The sequence below is a fragment of the Chromobacterium sp. INPA-IVC genome, from assembly GCF_059047085.1.
This window is the reverse complement of sequence record NZ_JBTNLS010000008.1, coordinates 248,461-273,431: the sequence shown is the minus strand read 5'-3', so window position 1 is coordinate 273,431 and position 24,971 is coordinate 248,461. Positions and strand designations below refer to the sequence as shown.

The 24,971-nt window shown below is 66.2% G+C and carries 21 protein-coding genes; 15 read left to right on the top strand and 6 right to left on the bottom strand.

Going from position 1 to position 24,971, the window contains the following annotated elements; translation table 11 throughout:
- Positions 1-161 precede the first annotated feature (161 nt).
- The 3 genes from ACX17K_RS17005 to dinB all read left to right on the top strand — a co-directional run bounded on the left by ACX17K_RS17005 (position 162) and on the right by dinB (position 2,426).
- A complete protein-coding gene (locus ACX17K_RS17005; protein WP_347370257.1) occupies positions 162-617 on the top strand; it encodes a copper chaperone PCu(A)C in 456 nt (151 codons plus the stop codon).
- A gap of 357 nt (positions 618-974) precedes the next feature.
- The gene (locus ACX17K_RS17000) at positions 975-1,274 is read left to right on the top strand and encodes an Rdx family protein (protein WP_021479181.1); all 300 of its coding nucleotides are present in this window, start codon (positions 975-977) and stop codon (positions 1,272-1,274) included.
- 6 nt (positions 1,275-1,280) lie between these two features.
- Entirely contained in the window at positions 1,281-2,426 is a 1,146-nt protein-coding gene (gene dinB, locus ACX17K_RS16995) for a DNA polymerase IV (protein WP_347751535.1), read from the top strand.
- Between the two features lie 6 nt (positions 2,427-2,432).
- On the opposite strand, the gene ACX17K_RS16990 is transcribed toward dinB, so the two are convergent.
- The 6 genes from ACX17K_RS16990 to ACX17K_RS16965 form a co-directional block, all read right to left on the bottom strand.
- Positions 2,433-5,189, bottom strand: coding sequence for a M16 family metallopeptidase (locus tag ACX17K_RS16990; protein WP_493775701.1), 2,757 nt, complete (start codon positions 5,187-5,189; stop codon positions 2,433-2,435).
- 146 nt (positions 5,190-5,335) lie between these two features.
- Positions 5,336-6,430 (bottom strand): rod shape-determining protein RodA, encoded by a 1,095-nt coding sequence (gene rodA, locus ACX17K_RS16985; protein WP_046155192.1) that lies wholly within the window; start codon positions 6,428-6,430, stop codon positions 5,336-5,338.
- Positions 6,411-8,351, bottom strand: coding sequence for a penicillin-binding protein 2 (gene mrdA, locus ACX17K_RS16980; RefSeq protein ID WP_493775700.1), 1,941 nt, complete (start codon positions 8,349-8,351; stop codon positions 6,411-6,413). The genes rodA and mrdA overlap by 20 nt, the downstream gene beginning before the upstream one ends.
- Positions 8,352-8,365: 14 nt before the next feature.
- Entirely contained in the window at positions 8,366-8,869 is a 504-nt protein-coding gene (gene mreD, locus ACX17K_RS16975) for a rod shape-determining protein MreD (RefSeq protein WP_046155190.1), read from the bottom strand.
- A 6-nt stretch (positions 8,870-8,875) separates the two neighbouring features.
- Complete coding sequence (mreC, locus tag ACX17K_RS16970) at positions 8,876-9,784, bottom strand: rod shape-determining protein MreC (RefSeq protein ID WP_493775699.1); 909 nt, start codon at positions 9,782-9,784, stop codon at positions 8,876-8,878.
- Positions 9,785-9,848: 64 nt separating this feature from the next.
- Entirely contained in the window at positions 9,849-10,892 is a 1,044-nt protein-coding gene (locus ACX17K_RS16965) for a rod shape-determining protein (RefSeq protein ID WP_021477375.1), read from the bottom strand.
- 352 nt (positions 10,893-11,244) lie between these two features.
- Here ACX17K_RS16965 and gatC point away from each other — a divergent pair, with 352 nt between their 5' ends.
- From gatC to ftsW, 12 genes are all read left to right on the top strand, one after another.
- On the top strand, positions 11,245-11,532 hold the full coding sequence (gene gatC / locus ACX17K_RS16960; RefSeq protein ID WP_166439894.1) for an Asp-tRNA(Asn)/Glu-tRNA(Gln) amidotransferase subunit GatC: 288 nt from the start codon (positions 11,245-11,247) through the stop codon (positions 11,530-11,532).
- An 82-nt stretch (positions 11,533-11,614) separates the two neighbouring features.
- Positions 11,615-13,066 carry an Asp-tRNA(Asn)/Glu-tRNA(Gln) amidotransferase subunit GatA gene (gatA, locus tag ACX17K_RS16955; protein WP_493775698.1) on the top strand — a complete coding sequence of 484 codons (1,452 nt, stop codon included), beginning with the start codon at positions 11,615-11,617 and terminating at the stop codon, positions 13,064-13,066.
- Positions 13,067-13,234: 168 nt separating this feature from the next.
- The gene (gatB, locus tag ACX17K_RS16950) at positions 13,235-14,662 is read left to right on the top strand and encodes an Asp-tRNA(Asn)/Glu-tRNA(Gln) amidotransferase subunit GatB (protein WP_493775697.1); all 1,428 of its coding nucleotides are present in this window, start codon (positions 13,235-13,237) and stop codon (positions 14,660-14,662) included.
- 400 nt (positions 14,663-15,062) lie between these two features.
- Entirely contained in the window at positions 15,063-15,509 is a 447-nt protein-coding gene (gene mraZ, locus ACX17K_RS16945; RefSeq protein ID WP_011137898.1) for a division/cell wall cluster transcriptional repressor MraZ, read from the top strand.
- On the top strand, positions 15,506-16,468 hold the full coding sequence (gene rsmH / locus ACX17K_RS16940; RefSeq protein WP_493775696.1) for a 16S rRNA (cytosine(1402)-N(4))-methyltransferase RsmH: 963 nt from the start codon (positions 15,506-15,508) through the stop codon (positions 16,466-16,468). The genes mraZ and rsmH overlap by 4 nt, the downstream gene beginning before the upstream one ends.
- Positions 16,465-16,737, top strand: coding sequence for a cell division protein FtsL (gene ftsL / locus ACX17K_RS16935; RefSeq protein ID WP_021477369.1), 273 nt, complete (start codon positions 16,465-16,467; stop codon positions 16,735-16,737). The genes rsmH and ftsL overlap by 4 nt, the downstream gene beginning before the upstream one ends.
- The gene (locus ACX17K_RS16930) at positions 16,737-18,488 is read left to right on the top strand and encodes a peptidoglycan D,D-transpeptidase FtsI family protein (RefSeq protein WP_046155184.1); all 1,752 of its coding nucleotides are present in this window, start codon (positions 16,737-16,739) and stop codon (positions 18,486-18,488) included. The genes ftsL and ACX17K_RS16930 overlap by 1 nt, the downstream gene beginning before the upstream one ends.
- A gap of 4 nt (positions 18,489-18,492) precedes the next feature.
- The gene (locus tag ACX17K_RS16925) at positions 18,493-19,974 is read left to right on the top strand and encodes a UDP-N-acetylmuramoyl-L-alanyl-D-glutamate--2,6-diaminopimelate ligase (protein WP_231154974.1); all 1,482 of its coding nucleotides are present in this window, start codon (positions 18,493-18,495) and stop codon (positions 19,972-19,974) included.
- Positions 19,971-21,332, top strand: a complete 1,362-nt coding sequence (locus ACX17K_RS16920; protein ID WP_493775695.1) for a UDP-N-acetylmuramoyl-tripeptide--D-alanyl-D-alanine ligase — start codon at positions 19,971-19,973, stop codon at positions 21,330-21,332. The genes ACX17K_RS16925 and ACX17K_RS16920 overlap by 4 nt, the downstream gene beginning before the upstream one ends.
- Before the next feature lies 1 nt (position 21,333).
- Positions 21,334-22,419: a phospho-N-acetylmuramoyl-pentapeptide-transferase gene (gene mraY, locus ACX17K_RS16915; protein WP_021477365.1), complete on the top strand. Its 1,086-nt coding sequence runs from the start codon at positions 21,334-21,336 to the stop codon at positions 22,417-22,419.
- Positions 22,420-22,430: 11 nt separating this feature from the next.
- Positions 22,431-23,792, top strand: a complete 1,362-nt coding sequence (murD, locus tag ACX17K_RS16910; RefSeq protein WP_493775694.1) for a UDP-N-acetylmuramoyl-L-alanine--D-glutamate ligase — start codon at positions 22,431-22,433, stop codon at positions 23,790-23,792.
- Positions 23,789-24,946, top strand: a complete 1,158-nt coding sequence (gene ftsW, locus ACX17K_RS16905; RefSeq protein WP_021477363.1) for a putative lipid II flippase FtsW — start codon at positions 23,789-23,791, stop codon at positions 24,944-24,946. Before murD ends, ftsW begins: the two co-directional genes overlap by 4 nt.
- The last annotated feature ends 25 nt before the right edge of the window (positions 24,947-24,971 follow it).

Genomic DNA, 24,971 nt, shown 5'->3' with positions numbered 1-24,971 from the left:
GATTGTAGAGGCTTACGTTGTGGCGGGGTAGCCGGTGACTGCGCTTTAGACCGGCGGCATGGCAAGGTGTGGCGCGAGGCCGACGGATGCGGCAATTTGTCGCGTTCATCGGCCCGCGCGGCGTGCTAGAGTGAGAGCCATTTTCAATTGGAGACCCCGCGATGAAACGTTTCGCCGCCGCCCTGTTGGGCCTGTGCCTGTCCGGCCTGGCAGCCGCCCACTCCTTCCAGCTGGGCGCCATCCACATCGGCCATCCGTGGAGCCGCGCGATGCCGGCCGCCAGCCAGACCGGCGGCGTCTACCTGTCGCTGGAAAACCAGGGCAAGGCCGAGGACAAGCTGGTGTCGGCCAGCACCCCGCGCGCCGATCGCGCCGAGCTGCACACCCACGTCAACGACAATGGCGTGATGCGGATGCGCAAGGTGGAAGGCGGCGTGGCGATCGCGCCGGGCCAGACCGTCAAGTTCGCGCCGGGCAGCTACCACATCATGCTGATGGGTCTGAAGCAGCCGCTGAAGGCCGGCGACCGCTTCCCGCTGACGCTGGGCTTCGAGAAGGCCGGCCAGGTGGAAGTGCAGGTAGTGGTGCAGGACGGCGTCGACGACCACGCGCACTGATAGCGCTATCAATCCATGCCCACGGCAGCTTGCCGCCATTTTCGGCGCAAGCTGCTGTTTTTTTGTTTGTTTGCCGGCGTTGCGCCGAAGTTACATGCTGCTTCGCAGCAATGCGCGAGGCGACCATCCCGAGCTTTACAGTCCAGGCCCGGCTGGGCACACTGGCCCGAGCAACAAAGTTGAACAAGACGATATCCGCGACGCCGGCCCCCGACTCGGCACTGCGCCAAGTCTGCCAAATAAAAGAGAAATGATGGAGGAGAGGGTGCTTCGCACCCGCACAACACGCTGCAAACAGGGGGTCGGCGCCGTTTTTTACGTTATGCTGTCGTTTTGTTCCCGCCTCGCCTTCTCGTCATGAATCCGTCCGACTCCCCCGCTTCCCTTCCCCGCGTCGTCATCCACTACTGCACCGGCTGCCGTTGGCTGCTGCGCGCCGGCTGGCTGGCCCAGGAACTGCTGACCACCTTTGAGAAAGAACTGGCCGAGGTGGCGCTGCGTCCCGGCAGCGGCGGCGTGTTCCGCGTCGAGGTCGACGGCGAGTTGCTGTGGGACCGCAAGGCGGAGGATGGCTTTCCCGAGCTGAAAATCCTCAAGCAGCGGCTGCGCGACCGCATCGCGCCGGACAAGGCGCTGGGGCACAGCGACCGTCCCTGATTCCCGATGAACGCCCCGCAACGCAAGATCATCCATGTCGACTGCGACTGCTTCTATGCCGCGATCGAGATGCGCGACGACCCTAGCCTGCGCGAAGTGCCGCTGGCGGTGGGCGGACGCCCGGAGACGCGCGGCGTGGTGGCCACCTGCAACTACATCGCCCGCCGCTACGGCGTGCATTCGGCGATGTCGTCGGCGCGCGCGCTCAGGCTGTGCCCGGAGCTGGTGATCCTGCCGCCGGACATGGCGCGCTACCGGCTGGCCAGCCAGCAGATCATGGCCATCTACCAGCGCTACACCGACGTGATCGAGCCGCTGTCGCTGGATGAGGCCTATCTGGACGTCACCGGCCAGCCGCACGAGCAGGGCAGCGCCACGCTGATGGCCGAGGCGATACGCCGCCAGATCCGCGACGAGGTGGGCATCACCGCGTCGGCCGGCATCGCGCCCAATAAATTCCTGGCCAAGGTGGCCAGCGACTGGAACAAGCCGGATGGCCAGTTCCTGATCCGCCCGCGCGACGTCGACGGCTTCGTCGTCACCTTGCCGGTGGAGAAGATACACGGCGTCGGCCGCGTCACCGCCGAGCGGCTGCACCGGCTGGGCATACACAGCTGCGGCGATCTCAGGCGCTGGTCGCCGGCCGACCTGTTCCGCCATTTCGGCAGCTTCGGCGAGCGGCTGCTGGCGCTGTCGCAGGGCCGCGACGAGCGGCCGGTGTCCACCGACCGCAGCCGCAAGACGATCAGCGTCGAGGAGACCTACGCCCAGGACCTGCCCGACCTCGCCAACTGCCTGTCCAAGCTGCCGGAGCTGGCGGACCGGCTGCAGGCGAGGCTGGCGCGCAGCGGCAGCCCGGAGTTCAAGGGCTTGTCGGTGAAGCTTAAGTTCGACGATTTCAGCCAGACCACGGTGGAACAGCCGGGCTACGCGCTGTCGATGGCGGCGTTCGGCCAACTGCTGCGCACCGGCTACGCCCGCGGCGCCCGCCCAGTGCGTTTGCTGGGCGTAGGCGTGAAGCTGGCCGACGATTTCGACCTGCCGCGCCAGCTGAGGCTGTTCGGCCGCGACGGCCGGCCGCTGCCGGACAGCGCGCCGGCCGGCGAGGAGACGCCGCCGCCGGAGGAGCCGGCGGCGGATGCGAGCGCTTGACGCGCCTTACTTGGCCGCGGCCGGCTTGGCGGCGAAGTCGCCGGCGTAGGCCTGGGTCAACAGTTCCGGCTGCAGATACTTGCGCAGCGCGGCGTTGACCTGGTCCACCGTCTGCGCGTCCAGCATCGCCAGCCGCTCGCGGGTGAAGGCCATGGTGCGGCCCTGCCACAGCTGGCGCTGCAGCAGATCGCTGAGCGGGCCGTCCTGGGCCAGCGCCACCTGGTAGGTTCGCCGCAGGCCCTGTTTGGCTTCGGCCAGCTCCTCGGCGGTGACGCCGTCGCGCCGCAGCCGCGCCAGCTCCTCGGCCACGCCCTGTTTCAGCTTGTCCAGATTCTGCGGCGCGAAGATCGCGCCCATCCGCCACGCGCCCACCTTGCCGAAGCTGGCGGCGTCGACGCCGCTGCCGGCGCCGTAGCTGATGCCGTCCTGCTGGCGCAGCCGCGCCAGCAGCCGCGATTGCGCGCCGCCGCCCAGTATTTCGTTGGCCAGCAGCAGCGCCGGGTAGTCGGGCGAATCGTCGCCGATGGCCAGCGGCAGCGAGGCGCTATAGACGGCGTTGGCCTTGTCCGGCGTGGCGATGGACAGGCTGGCCGGCTTGGGTTGCGGCAGCAGGCCGTCCACGCGCTGGTAGGCGGCCTTGCTGTTCCAGCGGCCGAACAACTGGTCCAGCTGGCCGCGGACGGCGGCGGCGTCGAAGTCGCCGACCAGGGCCAGCTGCCCGTGGTCGGCGCCGTAGAACTGCTGGTGGAAGCGCTTGAGCGCGTCCAGCTTCACCCCGGCGATGTCGCGGTAGGATTCGTCCAGCGTCGGGCTGTAGCGGATGTCGTCCTTGGCGTAGGCGTTCAGCTGCTGGCTGACCGCCTGGCCGGCCAGCGCCTGCGGCTCGCCGCGCGAGGCGTCGATGCCGGCCAGCGCCTGGCGTTTCAGCTGCTCGAACTCGTCGGCGGGGAAGGCCGGCTGCTGCAGCAGCTCGGCGATCAGCTCCAGCAGCGCCGGCAGGTTCTGGCGGGTGGTCTTGAAGCGCACCTGCAAGTCCTGGCCGTCCTGGCCGATGTCCAGGCTGGCCTGCAGCGCGTCCAGCTTGTCGGCGATGGCGGCGCGGCTCAGCTTGCGGCTGCCGCGGTCCAGCATGTTGGCGGCCAGCTCGGCCGCCGCGGCCTGGCCGCGCAGATTGCCGGCGTCGCCGAAGGAGAAGCTGAACGCGCCGTGGACGACGTTGCCGCGGGTTTGCTTGGGCAGCAGCGCGATCGCCGCGCCGTTGGCGAGCCGGCCGCGCTGGGTGCGGGCCTCGATATTGGCGGGACTGGCGTCGAAGGCCTCGCCGGCGGCGACGGCGGTCTTGCCCTTGTAATCCTTGACCATCGCGGCCACGTCCGGCACCGGCGGGATGACGGCGCGGTCGGGCTTGGCGGTGGGGATGAACTGGCCGTAGCTGCGGTTGCTGGGCTTGAAGTAGTTTTCCGCCGCCCGCTGCACGTCGGCTACGGTCAGCGCCGCGATGCGGTCGCGTTGCAGGAAGTACAGCCGCCAGTCGCCCAGCGCGATGGACTCCGACAGCTGCACCGCCAGCCGCTGCGGATCGTTCAGCGTCTGGTCGATGTCCTTCAAGAGCGCGGCCTTGGCGCGCTTGAGCTCGGCGGCGGTGATGGGCTTGGCGCGGATGGCCTCGACGGTGGCCTGCAGAATGGGGCGGGCCTGGGCCAGGCTCTGGCGCTTGGACAGCTCGGCCAGGAACACGATGTAGCCGGGCTCGGCCAGTTCGAACGGCATCGCGCTGACGCCGACGGCCTTGTGGGCGGCGACCAGGTTCTTGTACAGGCGGCCGTTGGGCGTGTCGGCCAGGATCGCCGCCAGCGCCTGCAGCGCGGCGCTGTCCGGGTGGCTGCCGGCCGCGGTGCGGTACAGCGTCGCCGCCAGCTGGGTGTCGCCGACGCGGCGCACGGTGACTTCGCGCTCGCCGTCGCGTTGCGGCTCCTCGGTCCAGGTGGGCGCCAGTTCGCGCGGCGGCCGCGGAATCTTGCCGAACAGCGCCTCGATCCGCGCCAGCGCGTGGGCGGGGTCGAACTTGCCGCCCACCACCAGCACCGCGTTGTCGGGCTGGTAGTACTTGCGGTAGAAGGCCTGCAGGTTTTCGATGCGCACCTTTTCCACGTCGGAGCGCGCGCCTATCGTGCTGTGGCCGTAGTTGTGCCAGTCGAAGCTGATCGCCGACAGCTGCTTCCACAGCACGTTGGCCGGGTTGTTCTCGCCCTGCTCCATCTCGTTGCGCACCACCGAGAACTCGGTGTCCAGATCGCTTCTGGCCACCTTGCTGTTGACCATGCGGTCGGCCTCCATCGCCAGTGCCCAATCCAGGCTGGCCTCGTCGGCGGGGAAGGTTTCGAAGTAGTTGGTGCGGTCGAAGAAGGTGGAGCCGTTGAACTGCATGCCGCGCTTGGACAGCTCGGACATCAGGTTGCCGCTGGTGGGCGTGCCCTTGAACAGCATGTGCTCCAACAGGTGCGCCATGCCGGTTTCGCCGTAGCCTTCGTGGCGGCTGCCGACCAGATAGGTCAGGTTGACGGTGGTGGTGGGCTTGGAATCGTCGGGCGCCAGCAGTACGCGCAGGCCGTTGGCCAGCCGGTATTCGCTGATGCCTTCGGCGCTGGCGTAGGGGGCGGGCGCCTGCGCGCGCTGGGCGGCCGGCGCGGCGGTTTCGGCGTGGACGGACAGCGCGGGCGACAAGGCCAGCGCCAGCAGCAGGCTCAGGGTCTTCAGTCTCATGGATTAAGTTGCGTTTCCTTGCTGGATGGGAGGGCGTCCGCTTGACGATGCCGCAGCGTCGCGCGCGGCGTCAAGCCGCGCGGGGCGGATGGACAAACCGGCCTGCTTGGGCAGGCCGGTTCGGCAAGGGTTCCGGAGCGAGGCGCTCAGCGCCGCAGATTGCTGATGCCCATCAGCATGCCCATGCCGATGAACAGCGTGACCGAGGCGGTGCCGCCGTAGGACATGAAGGGCAGCGGCACGCCCACCACCGGCAGGATGCCGGACACCATGCCCATGTTGACGAAGGCGTAGACGAAGAAGGACATGGTGATCGATCCGGCCATCAGCCGGCCGTACAGCGTCTGCGCGCTGGCGGTGATCATCATCGCCCGGCTCAGGATCAGCAGGTAGAGCGTCAGCAGCACCGCGTTGCCGGCCAGGCCGAATTCCTCGGAGTAGACGGCGAAGATGAAGTCGGTGGTGCGCTCCGGGATGTAGTCGAGATGGGTCTGGGTGCCGTTGAGCCAGCCCTTGCCCCAGGGGCCGCCGGAGCCGATGGCGATCATCGACTGAATGATGTGGTAGCCGGTGCCCAGCGGGTCGGTGGTGGGGTCGATCAGGGTCAGCACCCGCTTGCGCTGGTAGTCGTGCAGGTGGTTCCAGACGATGGGCAGGCTGGCGGCGGCCATCACCGCGCCGGCCAGGATCACTTTCCATGGCAGGCCGGCGAAGAACAGCACGAAGAAGCCGGCGGCGGCGATCAAGAGCGCGGTGCCCAGGTCGGGCTGTTTCAGCACCAGGCCCACCGGCACCAGCATGATGGCGGCGGCGATCAGGTAATGCCACCAGCGCAGCGACAGCTCGTATTTCTGGAAGAACCAGGCCAGCATCATCGGCAGCGCGATTTTCAGGATTTCCGACGGCTGGATGCGGGTGACGCCCAGGCTCAGCCAGCGGGTGGAGCCGTTCACCGTGATGCCCTTGAAGTGCACGGCGATCAGCAGCAGCACGCCCAGCACGTAGATCGGCGGCGCGAAGTTCATCACGCTCTGCGGCCGCATCCGCGCGATCACCCACATCACGGTCAGCGCCATCGCGGTGTAGATCAGCTTGTTGTCTATCTTGTCGAAGGACTGGTTGTTGGCGGAGTAGAGCAGCACCATGCTGACCGCGAAGATCAGGCCGAGGAACAGCATCAGCCAGCCGTCCAGCGGCTCTTTTATCTGCTGCCAGATCTGCTTAATCAGCGGCGTCTTCACGTACGTCTCCGTTTTCCATCGGCACGGTTTTCAGCAGGCCGGCCAGGTCGTTGCGCACCTTGCCGGTCAGGTAGAAGTCGAACAGGCCGCGCGCCACCGGCGCGGCGGCGGCGGCGCCGAAGCCGGCGTTCTCGACGATGATGGCCACCGCGATCTTGGGCTGCTCCACCGGCGCGAAGGCGATGAACCAGCTGTGGTCGCGGTACTGCTCGGCCAGCGCGGCGGCGTTGTACTTGGCGCCCTGCTTGATCGCCACCACCTGGGCGGTGCCGGTCTTGCCGGCCATCGAGTACTGCAGGCCGGCGCCGACGCGGGCGCCGGTGCCGGAGATCATCACGTTGCGCATGCCTTCCTTGATGTAGTCGAAGTATTCCTTCGGGTAAGGCAGCTGCCGGATCGGCTGCGGCTCGATCTGGCGGGATTTTCCGGTCTTGGAGTCCACCACCTGCTGCACCAGGTGCGGTTTGAACACCTGGCCGCCGTTGGCCATGATGGCGGTGGCGTTGGCCATTTGCAGCGGGGTGTAGGCGTTGAAGCCCTGGCCGATGCCGATGCTGACCACGTCGGCCGGATACCAGCGCCGCACCTCGGGCTTGTAGCGGGCGAAGCGCTTTTCCTTCCACTCCTTGGACGGCAGCACGCCGATGGATTCGCCGTCCAGGTCGATGCCGGTTTTGCTGCCCAGGCCGAAGGAGCCGACCACCGGATGGATCTTGTCTATGCCCATGTCCCAGGCCAGCTTGTAGAAGAAGGTGTCGCTGGACACGGTGATCGCGCGCTGCAGGTTGACCATGCCGTTGCCGCTTTTCTTGCTGTCGCGGAACTGGTGGCTGGAGCCGGGCAGCGTGAAGTAGCCGGGCGCCGGACGGATGTCGTGCATGCCTATGCTGTGGGTGTTCAGCGCCGCCATCGCCATGAAGGGCTTGAAAGTGGAGCCCGGCGGATAGGTGCCGCGAAGCGCGCGGTTGATCAGCGGCTTTTGCCAGTCGGTGTTCAGCGCGGTCCAGGTCTGGGTGTCGATGCCGTCGATGAACAGGCTGGGATCGAAGCCGGGCTTGGATAGGAAGGCCAGCACGCCGCCGGTGTTGGGGTCTATCGCCACCAGCGCGCCGCGGCGCTCGCCGAACAGCTTGTCGGCCATTTCCTGCAGCCGGATGTCCAGCGCCAGCTTCAGGGTGTTGCCGTTGACCGGCGGCGTGCGGCGCAGGCTGCGCACCGCGCGGCCGCCGGAGTCGGTCTCCATTTCCTCGAAGCCCACCTGGCCGTGCAGGTCCTCTTCGTACACAGCTTCCAGGCCGGTCTTGCCGATGTAGTTGGTGCCCTTGTAGTTGGTGGTCTTGTCCTCTTCCTCCAGCCGCTCCTTGTCCCTTTGGTTGATGCGGCCGATATAGCCCAGCACGTGGCTGGTCATTTCTTTATACGGGTAGTCGCGGAACAGCCGCGCCTTGACCTCGACGCCGGGCAGCTCGAAACCATGGGCGGCCACGCGCGCGGCTTCGTCGTCAGTCAGCTTCACCTTCAGCGGAATGGCTTCGAAATTCTTGCTCTCGGCCAACAGCTTTTTGAACAGCTTCTCGTCGCGCGGGCTGACGTCGGCCAGCGTCTTCAGCTTGGCGACGGTGGCGGCGAGGTCGGGAATCTTGCTGGGCGTCAGCTCCAGCGTGTAGGCGGAGTAGTTCTGCGCCAGCACGATGCCGTTGCGGTCCAGAATCAGGCCGCGGTTGGGCAGGATGGGCACCAGCGAGATGCGGTTGTTCTGGGCCAGCGTGGAGAAATGGTCGTGCTGCAGCACCTGCAGCCAGATGAAGCGCGCGAGCAGGGTGAGGAACATCAGGATGATCAGCGCGTAGGCGATGATCAGCCGCAGCTCGAACTGGGCTTCTTCGGACTGCGGGTTCTTGAAACGGGACGGGCGGCGCATGGATCAGTCGGGTTTCATGCCGTGTGGTGGCGGTAAGGAATCAGCATCAGCTTGGTCAACAGCGGCCACAGCAGCGCGCCGATCAAGGGCGGCAGGAAATAGCTCCAGCCGACGAAGGCGGAGCCGGTCAGCATCCGCACCACCACCATGATCAGCTGGTTGGTCAGCATCAGCCCCAACACCACCAGCGCCTGCTGGCCCAGGTTGAACATCACCAGCTGGCGCTGGCGGCTCAGGGCGAGGAAGGCGGTGATCGAGTAGGCCAGCGCGTGCTGGCCGAACAGGCCGGCGGTGGACACGTCGGCGATGATGCCCATCATGAAGGCGATGCCGATGTTGACCCGGCGCGGCTGGTTGATCACCCAGTACAGGATCAACAGGCCGATGAAGTCGGGCAGCCAGCGCGTGCTGCCGTGCGGCAGCGGCACCAGCTCGACCAGCACGGCGATCACGAAGGTGGTCAGGATGAAGCGGCGCTTGACCGGCTTGAGCAGTTCCTTGGGGCGGTCCAACGACATCTGGGCTTACTCCTCGTCGGCGGACTTCTTGCCGCCCTTGGTCTTCTTCTCCGGCAACTGCGGCGGTTCCGCCGGGCGCGGGCGCGTTTCCTTGGCCTGCAGCACCAGCACGTAGCGCGTCTGCTGCACGCCGGACAGCGGCAGGGTGCTGACGCGGGTGAAGGCGGCGCCGGCGTTGCGGTCGACCTTGCTCACCACCGCCACCGGGATGCCTTCCGGGAACACGCCGTCCAGACCCGAGGTGACGATGCGGTCGTTTTCCTTGACGTCTGAACTCTGCGGCAGGTAGCGCAACTCGATGCCGCCACCATAACCATAGAGGATGGCGCGCTCGCCGGTGCGGGCGATCATCACCGGAACCATCTGGTTCTTGTCGATGATCAAGGTCACCTCGGCAGTCAGCGGCTGCACCCGCGTTACCTGTCCCAGGAGCCCGCGCGCGTCCACCACCGGCTGGCCGGCCTGCAGCTTGGCGTCGTCGCCCTTGTCGATGATGATCTTGTACGAGAACGGGTCGCGGCCGGTGTACAGTGTCTCGGCGATCTGAGCCGAGTCGTCGCGCTGGGCGCGGATGCCGTTCAGCTGGCGCAGCTCGTTCAGCTCGCGCTCCAGCGTCTGCAGCCGCCCCAGCTGGGCGGCCATCTGCAGCTGCTTCTCGCGCAGCAGGGTGTTTTCCTGCTTCAGCTCGGCCTGCGAGGTCAGGTAGTCGCCGGCGTGGCGCACAGCTTGCGCCGGCATGTTGACCGCGCGCTGCACCGGGTACAGCGCCAGCGACAGCGCTTCGCGCGCCTGTTCCATCAGGCCGTAGCGGCTGTCTCCGATCAACAGCGCGATCGAGGCGACCACGCTCATGGCCAGGCGCGCAGCCGGGGGCGGCCCGGAGCGGAAAAAGCTTGGGGTGTTGGCGAAATCCATGGCCACAGCCACCGCGCCTTGACGGCGCGGCGTTCGCTCGGTTTACAGGGTGTTTGCTGGAAGTTTAAGGCACGTTGGTGAAAATGGTGCCGATCTTGTCCATTTTTTCCAGCGCCTTGCCGGAGCCGCGCACCACGCAGGTCAGCGGTTCCTCGGCCACGAACACCGGCAGACCGGTCTCTTCCGCCAGCAGGCGGTCGATGTCCTTCAGCAGCGCGCCGCCGCCGGTCAGCACCATGCCCTTTTCGGCGATGTCGGCGCCCAGTTCCGGCGGAGTCTGTTCCAGCGCGATCTTCACCGCGGAAACGATCTGGTTCAGCGGCTCGGTCAGCGCTTCCAGGATTTCATTGGAAGACACGGTGAACGCGCGCGGAATGCCTTCGGCCAGGTTGCGGCCCTTGACTTCCATCTCGCGCACCTCGGCGCCCGGGAAGGCGGAGCCGATGGTTTTCTTGATTTCCTCGGCGGTGGTTTCGCCGATCAGCATGCCGTAGTTGCGGCGGATGTAGTTGATGATGGATTCGTCGAACTTGTCGCCGCCGACGCGCACCGAGTTGGAGTAGACCACGCCGCCCAGCGAGATCACGCCGACTTCGGTGGTGCCGCCGCCGATGTCCACCACCATCGAGCCGGTCGGCTCTTCCACCGGCAGGCCGGCGCCGATCGCCGCGGCCATCGGCTCTTCGATCAGCTCGACGCGGCGCGCGCCGGCGGCCAGGGCGGAGTCGCGGATCGCCTTGCGTTCCACCTGGGTGGAGCCGCAGGGCACGCAGATCACGATGCGCGGGCTGGCGGCGAAGAAGCGGTTCGGGTTCACCTTCTTGATGAACTGCTTCAGCATTTGCTCGGTGACGGTGAAGTCGGCGATCACGCCGTCCTTCATCGGACGGATCGCCTGGATGCTGCCCGGGGTGCGGCCCAGCATGCGCTTGGCTTCCAGGCCGACGGCCAGGATGGACTTCTTGTTGGTCGGCGCGTCGTTGTGGATGGCGACGACCGAAGGCTCGTCGAGGACGATGCCCTTGCTGCGCATGTAGATCAGGGTGTTGGCGGTGCCGAGGTCGATGGCGAGGTCGTTGGAGAAGTATCCGGTCAGCGAACGAAACATTGGGCGGTCCTGGTCAGTTTTCGTCAGTGGCGGACGCCGGCGGCGTCCGTAAAAATCCAGTTTAATCTGTGGCAGGCCCGTTTCCCCGCCTTTTTATCAGGCATGGCAACTATTCACTGTCCCGAGCGTTGCGCGCGGGCGTTTTGTCGCGCCGGCGCGGTGGCATTCAAACAGTTGTTGCCGGTCTTGCCCGGCGGCGGATTCGGCCTGCGTCTGCAGCCCCGGCGCAGGCTTCCGGCGAGGCGGTAAATGCCCCCGGAATGCGTCGTGGCGCAATGTCGATCTTGGGAGAATCAAACGGGGTATGATACCCTATAAAGCTTGAAATATTAAAGGTTTTAACGAGGAAGCCATGTCGCTGACGCATCAGGATGTCGCACGGATCGCCAAGCTTGCCCGCATCAATGTGAGCGAGGCGGAAATCGCCGCCACAGCGGACCAGCTCAACAATATTTTCGGCCTGATCGAGAAGATGCAGGCGGTGGACACCGACGGCATCGAGCCGATGGCGCACCCGCAGGACGTGTCGCTGCGTTTGCGCGACGACGTCGTTACCGAGACCAGCCAGCGCGAGGCCTTCCAGGCGGTCGCGCCGCAAGTGGAAAAAGGCCTGTTCCTCGTTCCCAAAGTGATCGAGTAAGCCTGTGAGCCGTCCCGCCGCGATTGGTTCCCAGAAAATCGCCGGCCGGGCCAGACTATCCGGATAGCAAGATTTGATCGAAATGACACAAGCCACCCTCAAGCAATTGTCGCAACAGCTGGCGGCCAAGCAGGTCTCCAGCGTGGAACTGGCCGGCCAGTATCTGGACCGCATCGAGGCGCTGAACCCGCAGCTCAACGCCATCGTCACCACCGACCGCGAAAAGACGCTGGCCGAAGCCCGCGCCGCCGACGCCCGCATCGCCGCCGGCGACGCCCATCCGCTGACCGGCGTGCCGCTGCTGCACAAGGATCTGTTCTGCCAGCAAGGCTGGAAGACCAGCTGCGGCTCCAAGATGCTGGACAACTTCGTCTCGCCGTACAGCGCCCACGTGGTGGAGCAGTGCGCCGCCGCCGGCATGGTGACGCTGGGCCGCGCCAATATGGACGAGTTCGCGATGGGCTCGTCCAATGAGAACTCGTTCTACGGCGCGGTGAAGAACCCCTGGGACGCCAAGGCGATTCCGGGCGGCAGCTCCGGCGGTTCCGCCGCCGCGGTCGCCGCGCGCCTGGCGCCGGTGGCCACCGCCACCGATACCGGCGGCTCCATCCGCCAGCCGGCCAGCCATTGCGGCGTCACCGGCATCAAGCCGACCTACGGCGTGGTGTCGCGCTATGGCATGGTGGCCTTCGCCTCCTCGCTGGATCAGGGCGGCCCGATCGCCCAGACCGCCGAGGACTGCGCGCTGATGCTGAACGTGATGGCCGGCTTCGACGAGCGCGACTCCACCAGCCTGGAGCGCCCCCGCGAAGACTATAGCCGCGATCTGAACCAATCCCTGGCCGGCCTGAAAGTGGGCCTGCCCAAGGAATACTTCGCCGCCGGTCTGGACGCCGACGTCGCGCGCGCCGTCGATAACGCCGTGGCCGAGCTGAAGAAGCTGGGCGCCGAGGTGGTGGAGATCGCGCTGCCCAACACCGAGCTGTCGATCCCGGCTTATTACGTGATCGCGCCGGCCGAGGCCTCGACCAACCTGTCCCGCTATGACGGCGTCCGCTACGGCCATCGCGCCAAGGACTACAAGGATCTGGTCGACATGTACGAGAAGACCCGCGCCGAAGGCTTCGGCGACGAGGTCAAGCGCCGCATCCTGGTGGGCAGCTACGTGCTGAGCCACGGCTACTACGACGCCTACTACCTGAAGGCGCAGAAGATCCGCCGCCTGATCGCCAACGACTTCAAGGCCGCCTTCCAGCAGTGCGACGTGATTCTGGGGCCGGTGGCGCCGACCGCGGCCTTCGATCTGGGCCAGATGGCGTCCGATCCGGTGCAGATGTATCTGTCCGACGTCTACACGCTGTCGGTCAACTTGGCCGGCCTGCCGGGCATGAGCGTGCCGGCGGGCTTCGCCGCCAACGGCCGCCCGATCGGCCTGCAGATCATCGGCAATTACTTCGGCGAAGCCAAGATGCTGAACGTCGCGCACCAGTTCCAGCAGGCGACAGACTGGCACGCCAAGGCGCCGGCGCTGTAAGCCGGCGGCTGCGAGACGCGAGTATGGAGTTGGGCGCGCTTGCCGTACGGAATGTGCTGGCTGCGCGCGCCCGCCTTGCCTTCGCGCTGCTCGCGCGCCGACTGAAAGTTTACGTTTTCGAGGGTGCGGCTCTGGCTGCGTCCTGGCATGAATAAGGATTTTCCGACCATGAAATGGGAAGTCGTCATCGGTATCGAGGTGCACGTGCAGCTCAACACCGCTTCCAAGATTTTCTCCGGCTCCAGCACTGCCTTCGGCGCGGAGCCGAACACCCAGGCTTCCGCGGTGGAGCTGGCGCTGCCCGGCGTGTTGCCGGTGCTGAACCGCGCGGTGGTGGACAAGGCGATTCGCCTGGGCCTGGCGCTGGACGCCAACATCAACCAGAAGAACGTGTTCGCCCGCAAGAACTACTTCTACCCTGACCTCCCCAAGGGCTATCAGATCAGCCAGATGGACCTGCCCATCGTTGAGGGCGGCCGGCTCAAGATCCTGGTCGGCGACCAGGAGAAGGTCATCGGCGTGACCCGCGCCCACATGGAAGAAGACGCCGGCAAGAGCCTGCACGAAGACTTCCAGGGCCTGTCGGGCATCGACCTCAACCGCGCCGGCACCCCGCTGCTGGAAGTGGTGTCCGAGCCGGACATGCGCTCGGTCGACGAGGCGCTGGCCTACGTCAAGGCCTTGTACACGCTGGTGACCTGGCTGGGCATCTGCGACGGCAATATGCAGGAAGGCAGCTTCCGCATGGACGTCAATGTGTCGGTGCGCCCGGAGGGCCAAAAGGAATTCGGCACCCGCCGCGAGATCAAGAACCTCAATTCCTTCCGCTTCCTGGAGCAGGCCGCCAAGTACGAGATCCAGTGGCAGATCGACACGCTGGAGGATGGCGGCAAGGTGCAGCAGGCCACCGTGCTGTTCGACCCGGACAGCGGCGAGACCCGCATGATGCGCAGCAAGGAAGACGCGCACGACTACCGCTACTTCCCGGATCCGGACTTGCTGCCGGTTCGCATCTCCGACGAGCAGATCGCCCGCATCAAGGACGAGATGCCGGAGCTGCCGGGCGCGATGCAGGCCCGCTTCGTGGAGAGCTACGGCGTGTCCGCCTACGACGCGGCGCTGCTGACTTCCAGCCTCAAGCAGGCGCAGTATTTCGAGGCCGCAGCCAAGGCCTCCGGCCAGGGCAAGCTGGCCGCCAACTGGATCAACGGCGAAATCGCCGCGCGGCTGAATCGCGACGGCAAGGACATCGCCGACTGCCCGATCTCGGTGGAGCGTTTGTCCGGCCTGATCGTCCGCATCGCCGACAACACCTTGTCCAGCAAGCTGGCCAAGCAGGTGTTCGACGCGCTGTGGGACAGCGAGCTGTCCGCCGACGCCATCATCGAGCGCGACGGACTGAAGCAGGTGTCCGACGTCGGCGCCATCGAGAAGATGGTGGAGGAAGCCATCGCCGCCAATCCCAAGGCGGTGGAGGAATTCCGCGCCGGCAAGGAGAAGGCGCTGAACGCGCTGGCCGGCCAGGTGATGAAGGCGTCCAAGGGCAAGGCCAATCCGGCCCAAGTGCAGGACATCCTGCGCCAAAAGCTGTCTTGATCGCCTGATCGCCAGAACAACAAGGCGGCCTGAATGGCCGCCCTGTTGTTTTTTAAATACATGGCTGAAAATCACCGCCGGTAATTTGTTGCTTTTCCTGAAGATACTTGTGGTTCAAACAGTTCCATTGGCAATCATTGCCGCCTTGTTACAGTCTCCGCGACCCGCAATGTTCATGTCCCACTTTTACAGGCGAATTTAAGTCCCTGATTTGTTTCAGATTCCATTTTTATACGCTGCCGTAAGTCATTGTCTCAAAAGGCGAATTAGTAAATCCCTATGTTGACCGTGGGGCAGTTCTTTCTTATAGTGGCGGAAAGTGGGTCAAAGTGGGTGAAAGTGGGGAAATTCTCCCCCCGGAGCGACGGCTCCGTTTTTCTCGGTCAGCGGGTCTCAAATCATGATTGGTGGCGTCAGCATCTTGTCTCTCGATAGCAAGGGGCGCTTGGCTATTCCGGCCAAGCACCGCGAGACGCTGCTGTCCGCGTTTGGGCACAAGCTGGTCGTCACCCTCGAATCCCAAGACCATCTGCTGCTTTACCCCGAACCCAACTGGCGCCCGGTCGAGGCCCGTCTGCTGGCCCTTCCCACCGGCAATCCCACCCTGAAACGCTATCAACGACTGGTGCTCGGCCACGCCGAGACCCTGGAGATGGACTCCGCCGGCCGCGTGCTGCTGCCGGCCCGCCTGCGCGAATTGACCGCGCTGGACAAGGACGTTGCCCTGGTAGGCATGGGCAACCGCTTCGAACTGTGGAATGCCGAGGAATGGGACAGCCAGACCGCTGACGCGCTGGCCATCGACCAAGCCGATTTGGCGCAACACCTTGGAGATTTCACGCTGTGAGCACCCCCACCTTCGTGCACCGCACGGTATTGCTGACCGAAGCGGTCGACGCGCTCGCCATCCGGCCGGATGGCGTCTACGTCGATTGCACTTTCGGTCGCGGAGGCCACAGCCGCCTGATCCTGTCGAAGCTCGGCCCTTCCGGCCGGCTGATCGCCTTCGACAAGGACCTGGAAGCCATCGCCGTCGCCGACAGGCTGGCGGCGGAGGATTCCCGCTTCAACATCGTGCACAACGGTTTCGAGACGCTGTCGGCCGAGCTCGCCCGCCTGGGCGTGGCCGGCGTCGACGGCGTGTTGATGGATCTGGGCGTGTCGTCGCCGCAGATCGACGACGGCAGCCGTGGTTTCAGCTTCCGTTTCGACGCGCCGCTGGACATGCGCATGGATACCACCCGCGGCGTCACCGCCGCCGAGTGGTTGGCAACGGCCGATGAGGCCGATATCAGAGAGGTCATCAAGACTTATGGTGAAGAGCGGTTTGCTCGCAAGATCGCAGCAGCCATTGTTGCGCAACGGGGGGAAAACCCCATCACGACCACCCGCGAGCTCTCTGTGCTCGTTGGGCAAAACGTCCGTACTCGCGAACCGGGCCAAGACCCGGCTACGCGCACCTTCCAGGCGATCCGGATCTTTGTGAACCGCGAGCTGGACGAGCTGAAGGCGGTGCTGCCGCAGGCCGCGCGCCTGCTGAACGAAGGCGGCCGCCTAGCGGTGATCAGCTTCCATTCGCTGGAAGACCGCATCGTCAAGCAGTACCTGCGCGATGTCAGCAGCGAGGAAAAGCTGCCGATGTGGGCGATGGTGCGCGCCGAGGACATGGCCAAGCCGCCGATCGCCCTGGTGGGCAAGGCGGTGCGGTGCTGCGCTGAGGAAGTGCGCGAAAACCCGCGCGCTCGCAGCGCCATCATGCGCGTGGCCGAGCGCACCGCCGCGCCGTGGCGGGAGGGCGACGCATGAACAAGCTCAACGCGACGCTGCTGCTGATGGCCGTGTTCTCCGCCTGGTCGGTGGTGACGTCCACGCACGTGTCGCGCAAGCTCTACAGCGACTTGCAGAAGGAAACCAAGTCGGGGCAGCAGCTGGAGGTGGAGTTCGGCCAGCTGCAGCTGGAGCAGAGCACCTGGGGCGCGCACGCGGTGATCGAGAAAGCCGCGTCCACCCGCCTCGACATGCACACGCCTGATCCGCGCCAGATCCAGGTGATCACGGCCAAGGGAGCGCTGTGATGCGCGCCGGTTCCAGCTACAGCGTCCGCACCCGCCCCGCGCCGGCCAGCCCCGCGCTGCGGATGACCAGCACGCGCGTGCGCTGCGTGCTGCTGATGCTGGCCTTGCTGTTCCTGGCGCTGATCGGCCGCGCGGTCTATCTGCAGGTGGTGCAGCAGGACTTCCTGCAGGGCCAGGGCGAGGCGCGCTTCCGCCGCACCCTGATGCTGGAAGCCAACCGCGGGGTGATCACCGACCGCAACGGCGAGCCGCTGGCAATCAGCTCCCCGGTGCAGACCATCTGGGCCAGCCCGGCCGACATGGAGCCGGTGCCGCCGGCCAAGCTGCGCGAGCTGGCCGGCCTACTGGACCTGTCGCCGGAAGAGCTGTCGTCCAAGCTGTCCGACCGCAAGAAGGAATTCGTCTACATCAAGCGCCAGATCAGCCCGGAGCTGGCCGACAAGGTGATGGCGCTGGGCGTGCCTGGCATCGCCAAGCAGCAGGAGTTCCGCCGCTTCTACCCGGCTGGCGAGATCGTGTCGCACATCATCGGTTTCACCGGCGTGGACGGCAAGGGCCAGGAAGGCGTCGAGCTCGCCCGCGAGAAGATGCTGTCCGGCAAGGACGGCCGCCGCGTGGTGCTGAAGGACCGCCGCGGCCACATCATCGAGGATGTCGCCGCCATCGAGCCACCGCGCGACGGCCAGAAGCTGGCGCTGGCGATCGACCACCGCATCCAATACCTGGCTTACCGCGAGATCAAGGCCGCGGTGGAGACCAACAAGGCCAAGGCAGGCAGCGTGGTGGTGCTGGACGCCCACACCGGCGAGCTGCTGGCGCTGGCCAACTACCCGTCGTTCAACCCCAACAACCGCAGCGGCGTGACGCCGGAGATGATGCGCAACCGCGGCGTGATCGACTTGTTCGAGCCCGGTTCCACCATGAAGCCGCTGTCGATCTCGCTGGCGCTGGAGCACGGCAAGGCCAATCTGAACACGGTGCTGGACACCCACACTTATATGATCGGGCCGGCCACCATCCGCGACGTGGCGCCGCGCCCCAGCCTGGACATCCTCGGCATCATCCAGAAATCGTCCAACGTCGGCACCAGCAAGCTGGCGCTGATGAACAGCCCGGAAGAGTCCTGGGCCCATTACGACGCGCTGGGTTTCGGCCGGCCGCCGGAAACCGGCTTCCCCGGCGAGGCCGGCGGCCGGCTGCGCGACTGGCACAAATGGCGCCCGATCGAGCAGGCGACCATGTCGTTCGGCTATGGCTTGTCGGTCAGCCTGATCCAGATGGCGCGCGCCTACACCATCTTCGCCAACGACGGCGTGATGCTGCCGATCTCGCTGTACAAGACTGCCAACCCGATGCCGGGCAAGCGCGTGCTCAACGAAAAGACCGCGCACGAGATGCGCGATCTGCTGATCGCCAACAGCCAGCCGGGCGGCGGCGCCGTCGGCGGCCGCATCATCGGCTACAGCATAGGCGGCAAGAGCGGCACCGCGCGCAAGCTGGAGGGCCGCACCTACGTGGCCAACAAGCACCGCGCGCTGTTCATGGGCTTCGCGCCCGGCCACTCGCCCAAGGTTATCGTGGCGGTGATGATAGACGAGCCGTCGGCGGGCAAATACTACGGCGGCGCGGTGTCCGCGCCGGTGTTCTCCCAGGTGGCGGGCGGCGCGCTGCGCGTGCTGAACATCGCGCCTGACGAGCCATCCAACAACACTTTATTGCCGGAATCGACCCCGGTTCCGGCGGATTTTTAAGATCATGAAGAGCCGTTTGACTGCGTTGCCGGACTGGGATCCGGCCTTGTTGCAACAGCTGGGCCTCCCGATCAAGCGGGTGGAGGCCGACAGCCGCCGAGTGCTGCCGGGCGATGTGTTTCTCGCCTGCCGCGGCGAGTACGTCGACGGCCGCGATTTCATTCCCGCCGCGCTGGAAAAGGGCGCGGCCGCGGTGCTGTGGGACGACGCCGAGGGCTTCGTCTGGAAAGCCGAATGGCAAGTGCCCAATCTGGCGGTGCCCAATCTGCGCGAGCGCGCAGGCATCGTCGCCGCCCATGTGCTGGGCCAGCCCTCGCGCGACCTGACCGTGGTCGGCATCACCGGCACCAACGGCAAGACCTCCATTTCCCATTGGCTGGCGCAGGCGTTTTCGCTGCTGGGCCAGAAGGCGGCGTTGATCGGCACCGTCGGCAACGGCTTCTATGGTCAATTGACCGAAACCACCCACACCACGCCGGACCCGGTGACGGTGCAGCAGAAGCTGGCCGAATACCGCCGCCAGGGCGCGCACGTGGTGACGATGGAAGTGTCCAGCCATGGCCTGGACCAGTTCCGCGTCAACGGCGTGGAGTTCGCCACCGCGGTGTTCACCAACTTGACCCGCGACCACCTCGACTACCACGGTTCGATGGAAGCCTACGGCGAGTCGAAGAAGAAGCTGTTCTTCTGGGAAGGCCTGAAACACGCGGTGATCAACGCCGACGACGCTTTCGGCCGCCAGCTGGCCGCCGAGATCGATCCTAAGCAGACCCGCGTGGTCACCTACGGCCTGGAGCAGGGCGATGTGCGTCCGCTGGCGCTGGCCGCCACGCTGGAAGGCCTGCAGCTGACCGTGGCCACGCCCTGGGGCACGGTCGACGTGCGCACCGGCCTGGTCGGCCGCTTCAACGCCGCCAATCTGCTGGCCTGTCTGGCCACGCTGTGTGTCAACGGCGTCAGCCTGCAGGACGCTGCCGCGGTGATGGCGCGCATCCAGCCGGCCCGCGGCCGGATGCAGAGCGTCGGCGGCGCGCATGAGCCGCTGGTGGTGATCGATTACGCCCACACCCCCGACGCGCTGGAGAAGGCGCTGGCCACGTTGTCCGAAATCCGCCCCGCCGGCGGCAGGCTGTTCTGCGTGTTCGGCTGCGGCGGCGACCGCGATCCGGGCAAGCGCCCGATGATGGGCGCCATCGCCGAGAAGCACGCCGACGTGGCGGTGCTGACCAGCGACAATCCGCGCAGCGAGGACCCGCAGGCCATCATCCGCGACGTGCTGGCCGGCATGGACGCCGCCCGCGCGCATGTCGAGGCCGACCGCGAGGCTGCCATCCACTGGGCGGTGGGCCAGGCCAAGGTGGGCGACGTGGTGCTGGTGGCTGGCAAGGGCCACGAGGAATACCAGGACATCGCCGGCGTCAAGCGGCCGTTCTCCGACTTCCGCGTCGCGGAAGAGGCGCTGACCGCGTGGGGGAAGCCGCGATGATGACGCTGAGCCAAGCCGCCCGCTTCGCGCAAGGCCGCCTGACCGGCGCCGACGGCGAAGTGCTGCGCGTGATCACCGACAGCCGCCAGGCGCAGCCTGGCGATTTGTTCGTCGCGCTGAAGGGCGAGCGTTTTGACGCGCATGATTTCGTTGCCGAAGTGACCGCCAAGGGCGCCGCCGCGCTGGTGCGCGATGGCTTTGAATTGGCCGGCGCCAGCCTAATCCAGGCGGGCGACGACACCCGGCTGGCGCTGGGCCGTCTGGCCGCCGGCTGGCGCGAAACCCAGCCGGCTGTCCGCATCGGCGTCACCGGCTCCAACGGCAAGACCACGGTCAAGGAAATGCTGGCCGCGATTCTGCGCGCCCACGCTGGCGACGACGCGGTGCTGGCCACCGCCGGCAATTTCAACAACGACATCGGCCTGCCGCTGACGCTGCTGCAACTGAAGCCTCAACATCGCTACGCGGTGATCGAGATGGGCATGAACCATCACGGCGAACTCCGCTACCTGACCGGGCTGACCCGGCCGCAGGTGGCGCTGGTCAACAACGCGATGCGCGCTCACTTCGGCCATTTCGGCTCCACTGAGGACGTCGCCCGCGCCAAGGCCGAGATTTTCGAAGGCCTGGCCGACGGCGGCGTGGCGGTGGTCAACGCCGACGATGCCAATCTGCCGCTGTTCCGCGCCGCCGCCGGCGGCCATCGCCAGCTCAGCTTCGGCCTGGAGCAGGCTGAGGTGAGCGCGCGCGGCCTGGCCCTGTCGGCGCTGGGCAGCCATTTCACGCTGCGCTCTCCGGCGGGAGAGGCGGAGATTTCGCTGCCGGCCCCGGGCGAGCACAACGTCAGGAACGCGTTGGCCGCAGCGGCCGTCGCCTTGGCGCTGGACGTGCCGCTGGCCGCCATCGCCCAGGGCCTGGCCGCCTTCGGCGGCGCCAAGGGCCGTCTGCAGATCAAGCAGAGCCCGCGCGGTCTGACCGTGATCGACGACAGCTACAACGCCAATCCGGACTCGATGAAGGCCGGCCTCGACGTGCTGGCCGGCCTGCCGGGCCCGCGCTGCTTCGTGATGGGCGATATCGGCGAATTGGGCGAGGCTTCGCCGGCCTTGCACGCCGAGGTTGGGGAACACGCGCGTCTGCGCGGCATCGAACAGCTCTTTGCGCTGGGCGAGGCCTCGCGCCGCGCGGTGGCTGCGTTCGGCGATGCAGGGCAGGGATTTGATTCGATTGACGAGTTGTTGGAATGCCTGGATAGCCGGCTGGCGTCGGGTACCGCCGTTCTGGTCAAGGGGTCGCGCTTCATGCGCATGGAACGGGTGGTGGAACACCTGATGCAAGCAAAGAAAGAGGGAGTTTAAGGTGCTGCTTTGGTTGGCTGATCTGTTGGGTTCGCATATCCGGGCCTTCAATGTTTTCAATTACACCACGCTGCGCGCGGTGATGGCGGCGCTGACTTCGCTCGCCATCTCGCTGCTGCTGGGGCCGTGGGTGATCCGCAAGCTGACCGAGCTGAAGGTCGGCCAGGCAGTGCGCAACGACGGTCCGCAGACCCATCTGGTCAAGGCCGGCACGCCGACCATGGGCGGCTCGCTGATCCTGCTGGCCATCACCATCACCACGCTGTTGTGGGCGGATTTGTCCAACAAATACGTGTGGCTGCTGCTGGCGGTGATGCTGGGCACCGGCGCGCTGGGCTTCTACGACGACTGGCGCAAGGTGGTGTACAAGGATCCGAAGGGCGTGTCCGCCAAGTTCAAGATGGCGTGGCAGTCGGCCATCGCCATCGGCGCCGGCGTGTTCCTGATCGCCACCGCCAAGCTGCCGGCGTCCACCGAGCTGATCGTGCCCTTCTTCAAGACCGTCGCCTATCCGCTGGGCGCGGTGGGTTTTTGCGTGCTGACCTACTTCGTCATCGTCGGCACTTCCAACGCGGTGAACCTGACCGACGGCCTGGATGGCCTGGCGGCATTGCCGACGGTGCTGGTGGCCGCCGGCCTGGCCATCTTCGCCTATGTCGCCGGCCACGCGGTGTTCTCCAAATACCTGGGTTTGCCCTTCATCCCCGGCGCGCATGAGGTAGTGGTGTTCTGCGCGGCGATGTGCGGCGCCTGCCTGGGCTTTTTATGGTTCAACGCCTATCCGGCCCAGGTGTTCATGGGCGACGTCGGCGCGCTGGCGCTGGGCGCCGCGCTGGGCGCGGTGGCGGTGATCGTGCGCCAGGAGATCGTGCTGTTCCTGATGGGCGGCCTGTTCGTGATGGAGGCGCTGTCGGTGATGATTCAGGTCACCTCGTTCAAGTTGACCGGCAAGCGGGTGTTCCGCATGGCGCCGCTGCATCACCATTTTGAATTGAAGGGCTGGAAGGAAACGCAGGTAGTGGTTCGCTTCTGGATCGTCACCATGATGCTGGTGCTGATCGGCCTGTCGACGCTGAAGCTGCGCTGAGGACGGTAGAGATGGATTACGCCAATCGACATGTGACGGTGGTGGGGCTGGGAGGCTCGGGCCTGGCGGCCGCGCGCTACCTGGCCGCGCACGGCGCGCGCGTGCGCGTCGCCGACGCCAATCCGTCCTCCGAGCGGCTGGCCGAGCTGGAGTGCCATTTGCCGGGCGTTGAGGTGGTTGTCGGCGTTTTCGACGATGCGACCTTCGCCGGCTCCGACCTGCTGGTGGTCAGCCCCGGCGTGCCGCTGGCCAATCCGGCCATCGCCGCCTTCCGCCGCGCTGGCGGCGAGGTCGTGGGCGATATCGAGATCCTGGCGCGCGCGATCAAGAACGATGGCAGCAAGGTGATCGCCATCACCGGCTCCAACGGCAAGAGCACGGTCACCAGCCTGGTCGGCCATCTGTGCGAGGCCGCGGGCCTGGATACCATCGTCGCCGGCAATATCGGCCTGGCGGTGCTGGAGGCGCAGCTGGAGCGCGAGCAGAGCGGGCGCCGGCCCGACGTATGGGTGCTGGAACTGTCCAGTTTCCAGCTGGAGTCGACGCTCACGCTGGAGGCCGATGCCGCCACTGTGCTCAATATTTCCGAGGACCACCTCGATCGCTACCAGGATTTGCTGGACTACGCGCACGCCAAGACCCGGGTATTCAACGGCAAGGGCGTGCAGATATTGAACAAGGACGACGCGCTGGTGCGGGCGATGATCCGCCCCGGCCATCCGGTCAAGTGGTTCTCGCTGAACGGCGCCGCCGACTACGCGCTGGCCCGCAACGGCGGCTACTGGCTGAGCGTGGGCGGCGAAAAGGTGTTCGATTGCGCCGACATGCAGCTGCAGGGCCTGCATAACGCCGCCAACGCGCTGGCCGCGCTGGCGCTGTGCCAGGGCATCGGCCTGCCGCTGGACAAGCTGCTGGAAGGCCTGAAAACCTTCCGCGGTCTCGCCCATCGCGTCGAGCTGGTAGACGAATTCGACGGTGTTGCGTTTATCGATGATTCCAAGGGCACCAATGTCGGCGCGACCGAGGCCGCGTTGAACGGCATGACCCGCCGGGTGGTGCTGATCGCCGGCGGCGACGGCAAGGGCCAGGATTTCGCGCCGTTGAAGCCGGCCTGCCAGCGCATCGCGCGCGCGGTGCTGCTGATCGGCCGCGACGCCGGCCGGATCGAGGCGGCGCTAGCCGATAGCGGGCTGACGCTGGAGCGTTGCGACACGCTGGAGGAGGCAACCCGCCGCGCGGCGGCGCTGGCCCGGCCGGGCGACGTGGTGCTGCTGTCGCCGGCCTGCGCCAGCCTGGACATGTTCAAGAACTACGCGCATCGCGCCCAGGTGTTCATCGACACCGTGGCGGCGGTGAAGGCGGCCCGCGCATGATCCGCAATCCGGCCAGCCGCTACACGGCGATCACCGCGCTGGACGAGGCGCTGGCCTGGGCGCTGGCGCTGCTGTTGTCGATCAGCCTGGTGATGGTGTATTCGGCGTCGATCGCCTACGCGGAAGCGGACGCGGCGACGCAGAACCGCTACTTCTACCTGATCCGCCATGTGGTGTTCATGGTGATCGGGCTGTCGGCGGCGTTCGCGGCGTTCCAGATCCCGACGGCGTTCTGGCAGAAGTATTCGGGAAAGATCTTCCTGATCGGCTTGGTGATGCTGGTGCTGGTGCTGATTCCCGGCATCGGCAAGGTGGTCAACGGCTCGCGCCGCTGGATCAACCTGTTCGTGCTGAATCTGCAGCCGTCGGAGGTGATGAAGTTCGCCACCGTGCTGTACGCGGCCGATTACACGGTGCGCAAGAGCCACCTGCTGCACAGCATCAAGGAAGGCTTCGCGCCGATGTTCGCGGCGATGGTGGTGGTGGCCTTCCTGCTGCTGCGCGAGCCGGACTTCGGCGCGCTGATGGTGGTGATGAGCATCGCGATGGGCCTGCTGTTTCTGGGTGGCATCAATATGCGCATCTTTTCGGGGCTCGCGGCGATGGCGGTGGTGGCCATCGTGCTGCTGATCGTGTCGTCGCCGTACCGGCTGAAGCGGGTGCTGGGCTTCATGGACCCGTGGGACGACCCGTACGGCAAGGGCTACCAGCTGAGCCATTCGCTGATCGCCATCGGCCGCGGCGAATGGTTCGGCGTAGGCCTGGGCGGCAGCATCGAGAAGCTGTTCTACCTGCCGGAGGCGCACACCGACTTCATCATGGCGGTGATCGCCGAGGAGTTCGGCTTCGCCGGCATCTGCGTGGTGATCGGCCTGTACGCCTGGATCGTGCGCCGCGCCTTCCACATCGGCGTGGAGTCGAAAAAGCTGGAGCGCTATTACCAGGCGTTGGTGGCGCAGGGCATAGGCATTTGGCTGGGCATCCAGGTGTTCTTCAACATCGGGGTGAACATGGGCTTGCTGCCGACCAAGGGTTTGACGCTGCCGCTGATGTCGTTCGGCGGCTCGGCGATGCTGATGAATTTGATCGCGGTGGCGGTGCTGCTGCGGGTTGATTACGAAAACCGAAGGATTATGCGGGGCTATAAGGTTTAGCCCCGCGTAAGGAAAGGCTGCAGGC

Coding starts and splice junctions, on each gene's coding strand:
- gatB (WP_493775697.1), top strand. CDS start 13,235: ATGAAATGGGAAGTCGTCATCGGTATCGAGGTGCACGTGCAGCTCAAC.
- gatC (WP_166439894.1), top strand. CDS start 11,245: ATGTCGCTGACGCATCAGGATGTCGCACGGATCGCCAAGCTTGCCCGC.
- dinB (WP_347751535.1), top strand. CDS start 1,281: ATGAACGCCCCGCAACGCAAGATCATCCATGTCGACTGCGACTGCTTC.
- ACX17K_RS16965 (WP_021477375.1), bottom strand. CDS start 10,892: ATGTTTCGTTCGCTGACCGGATACTTCTCCAACGACCTCGCCATCGAC.
- ftsW (WP_021477363.1), top strand. CDS start 23,789: ATGATCCGCAATCCGGCCAGCCGCTACACGGCGATCACCGCGCTGGAC.
- mreC (WP_493775699.1), bottom strand. CDS start 9,784: ATGGATTTCGCCAACACCCCAAGCTTTTTCCGCTCCGGGCCGCCCCCG.
- gatA (WP_493775698.1), top strand. CDS start 11,615: ATGACACAAGCCACCCTCAAGCAATTGTCGCAACAGCTGGCGGCCAAG.
- mraZ (WP_011137898.1), top strand. CDS start 15,063: ATGATTGGTGGCGTCAGCATCTTGTCTCTCGATAGCAAGGGGCGCTTG.
- murD (WP_493775694.1), top strand. CDS start 22,431: ATGGATTACGCCAATCGACATGTGACGGTGGTGGGGCTGGGAGGCTCG.
- ACX17K_RS16990 (WP_493775701.1), bottom strand. CDS start 5,189: ATGAGACTGAAGACCCTGAGCCTGCTGCTGGCGCTGGCCTTGTCGCCC.
- ftsL (WP_021477369.1), top strand. CDS start 16,465: ATGAACAAGCTCAACGCGACGCTGCTGCTGATGGCCGTGTTCTCCGCC.
- ACX17K_RS16920 (WP_493775695.1), top strand. CDS start 19,971: ATGATGACGCTGAGCCAAGCCGCCCGCTTCGCGCAAGGCCGCCTGACC.
- ACX17K_RS16930 (WP_046155184.1), top strand. CDS start 16,737: ATGCGCGCCGGTTCCAGCTACAGCGTCCGCACCCGCCCCGCGCCGGCC.
- ACX17K_RS17000 (WP_021479181.1), top strand. CDS start 975: ATGAATCCGTCCGACTCCCCCGCTTCCCTTCCCCGCGTCGTCATCCAC.
- mreD (WP_046155190.1), bottom strand. CDS start 8,869: ATGTCGTTGGACCGCCCCAAGGAACTGCTCAAGCCGGTCAAGCGCCGC.
- ACX17K_RS16925 (WP_231154974.1), top strand. CDS start 18,493: ATGAAGAGCCGTTTGACTGCGTTGCCGGACTGGGATCCGGCCTTGTTG.
- mrdA (WP_493775700.1), bottom strand. CDS start 8,351: ATGCGCCGCCCGTCCCGTTTCAAGAACCCGCAGTCCGAAGAAGCCCAG.
- ACX17K_RS17005 (WP_347370257.1), top strand. CDS start 162: ATGAAACGTTTCGCCGCCGCCCTGTTGGGCCTGTGCCTGTCCGGCCTG.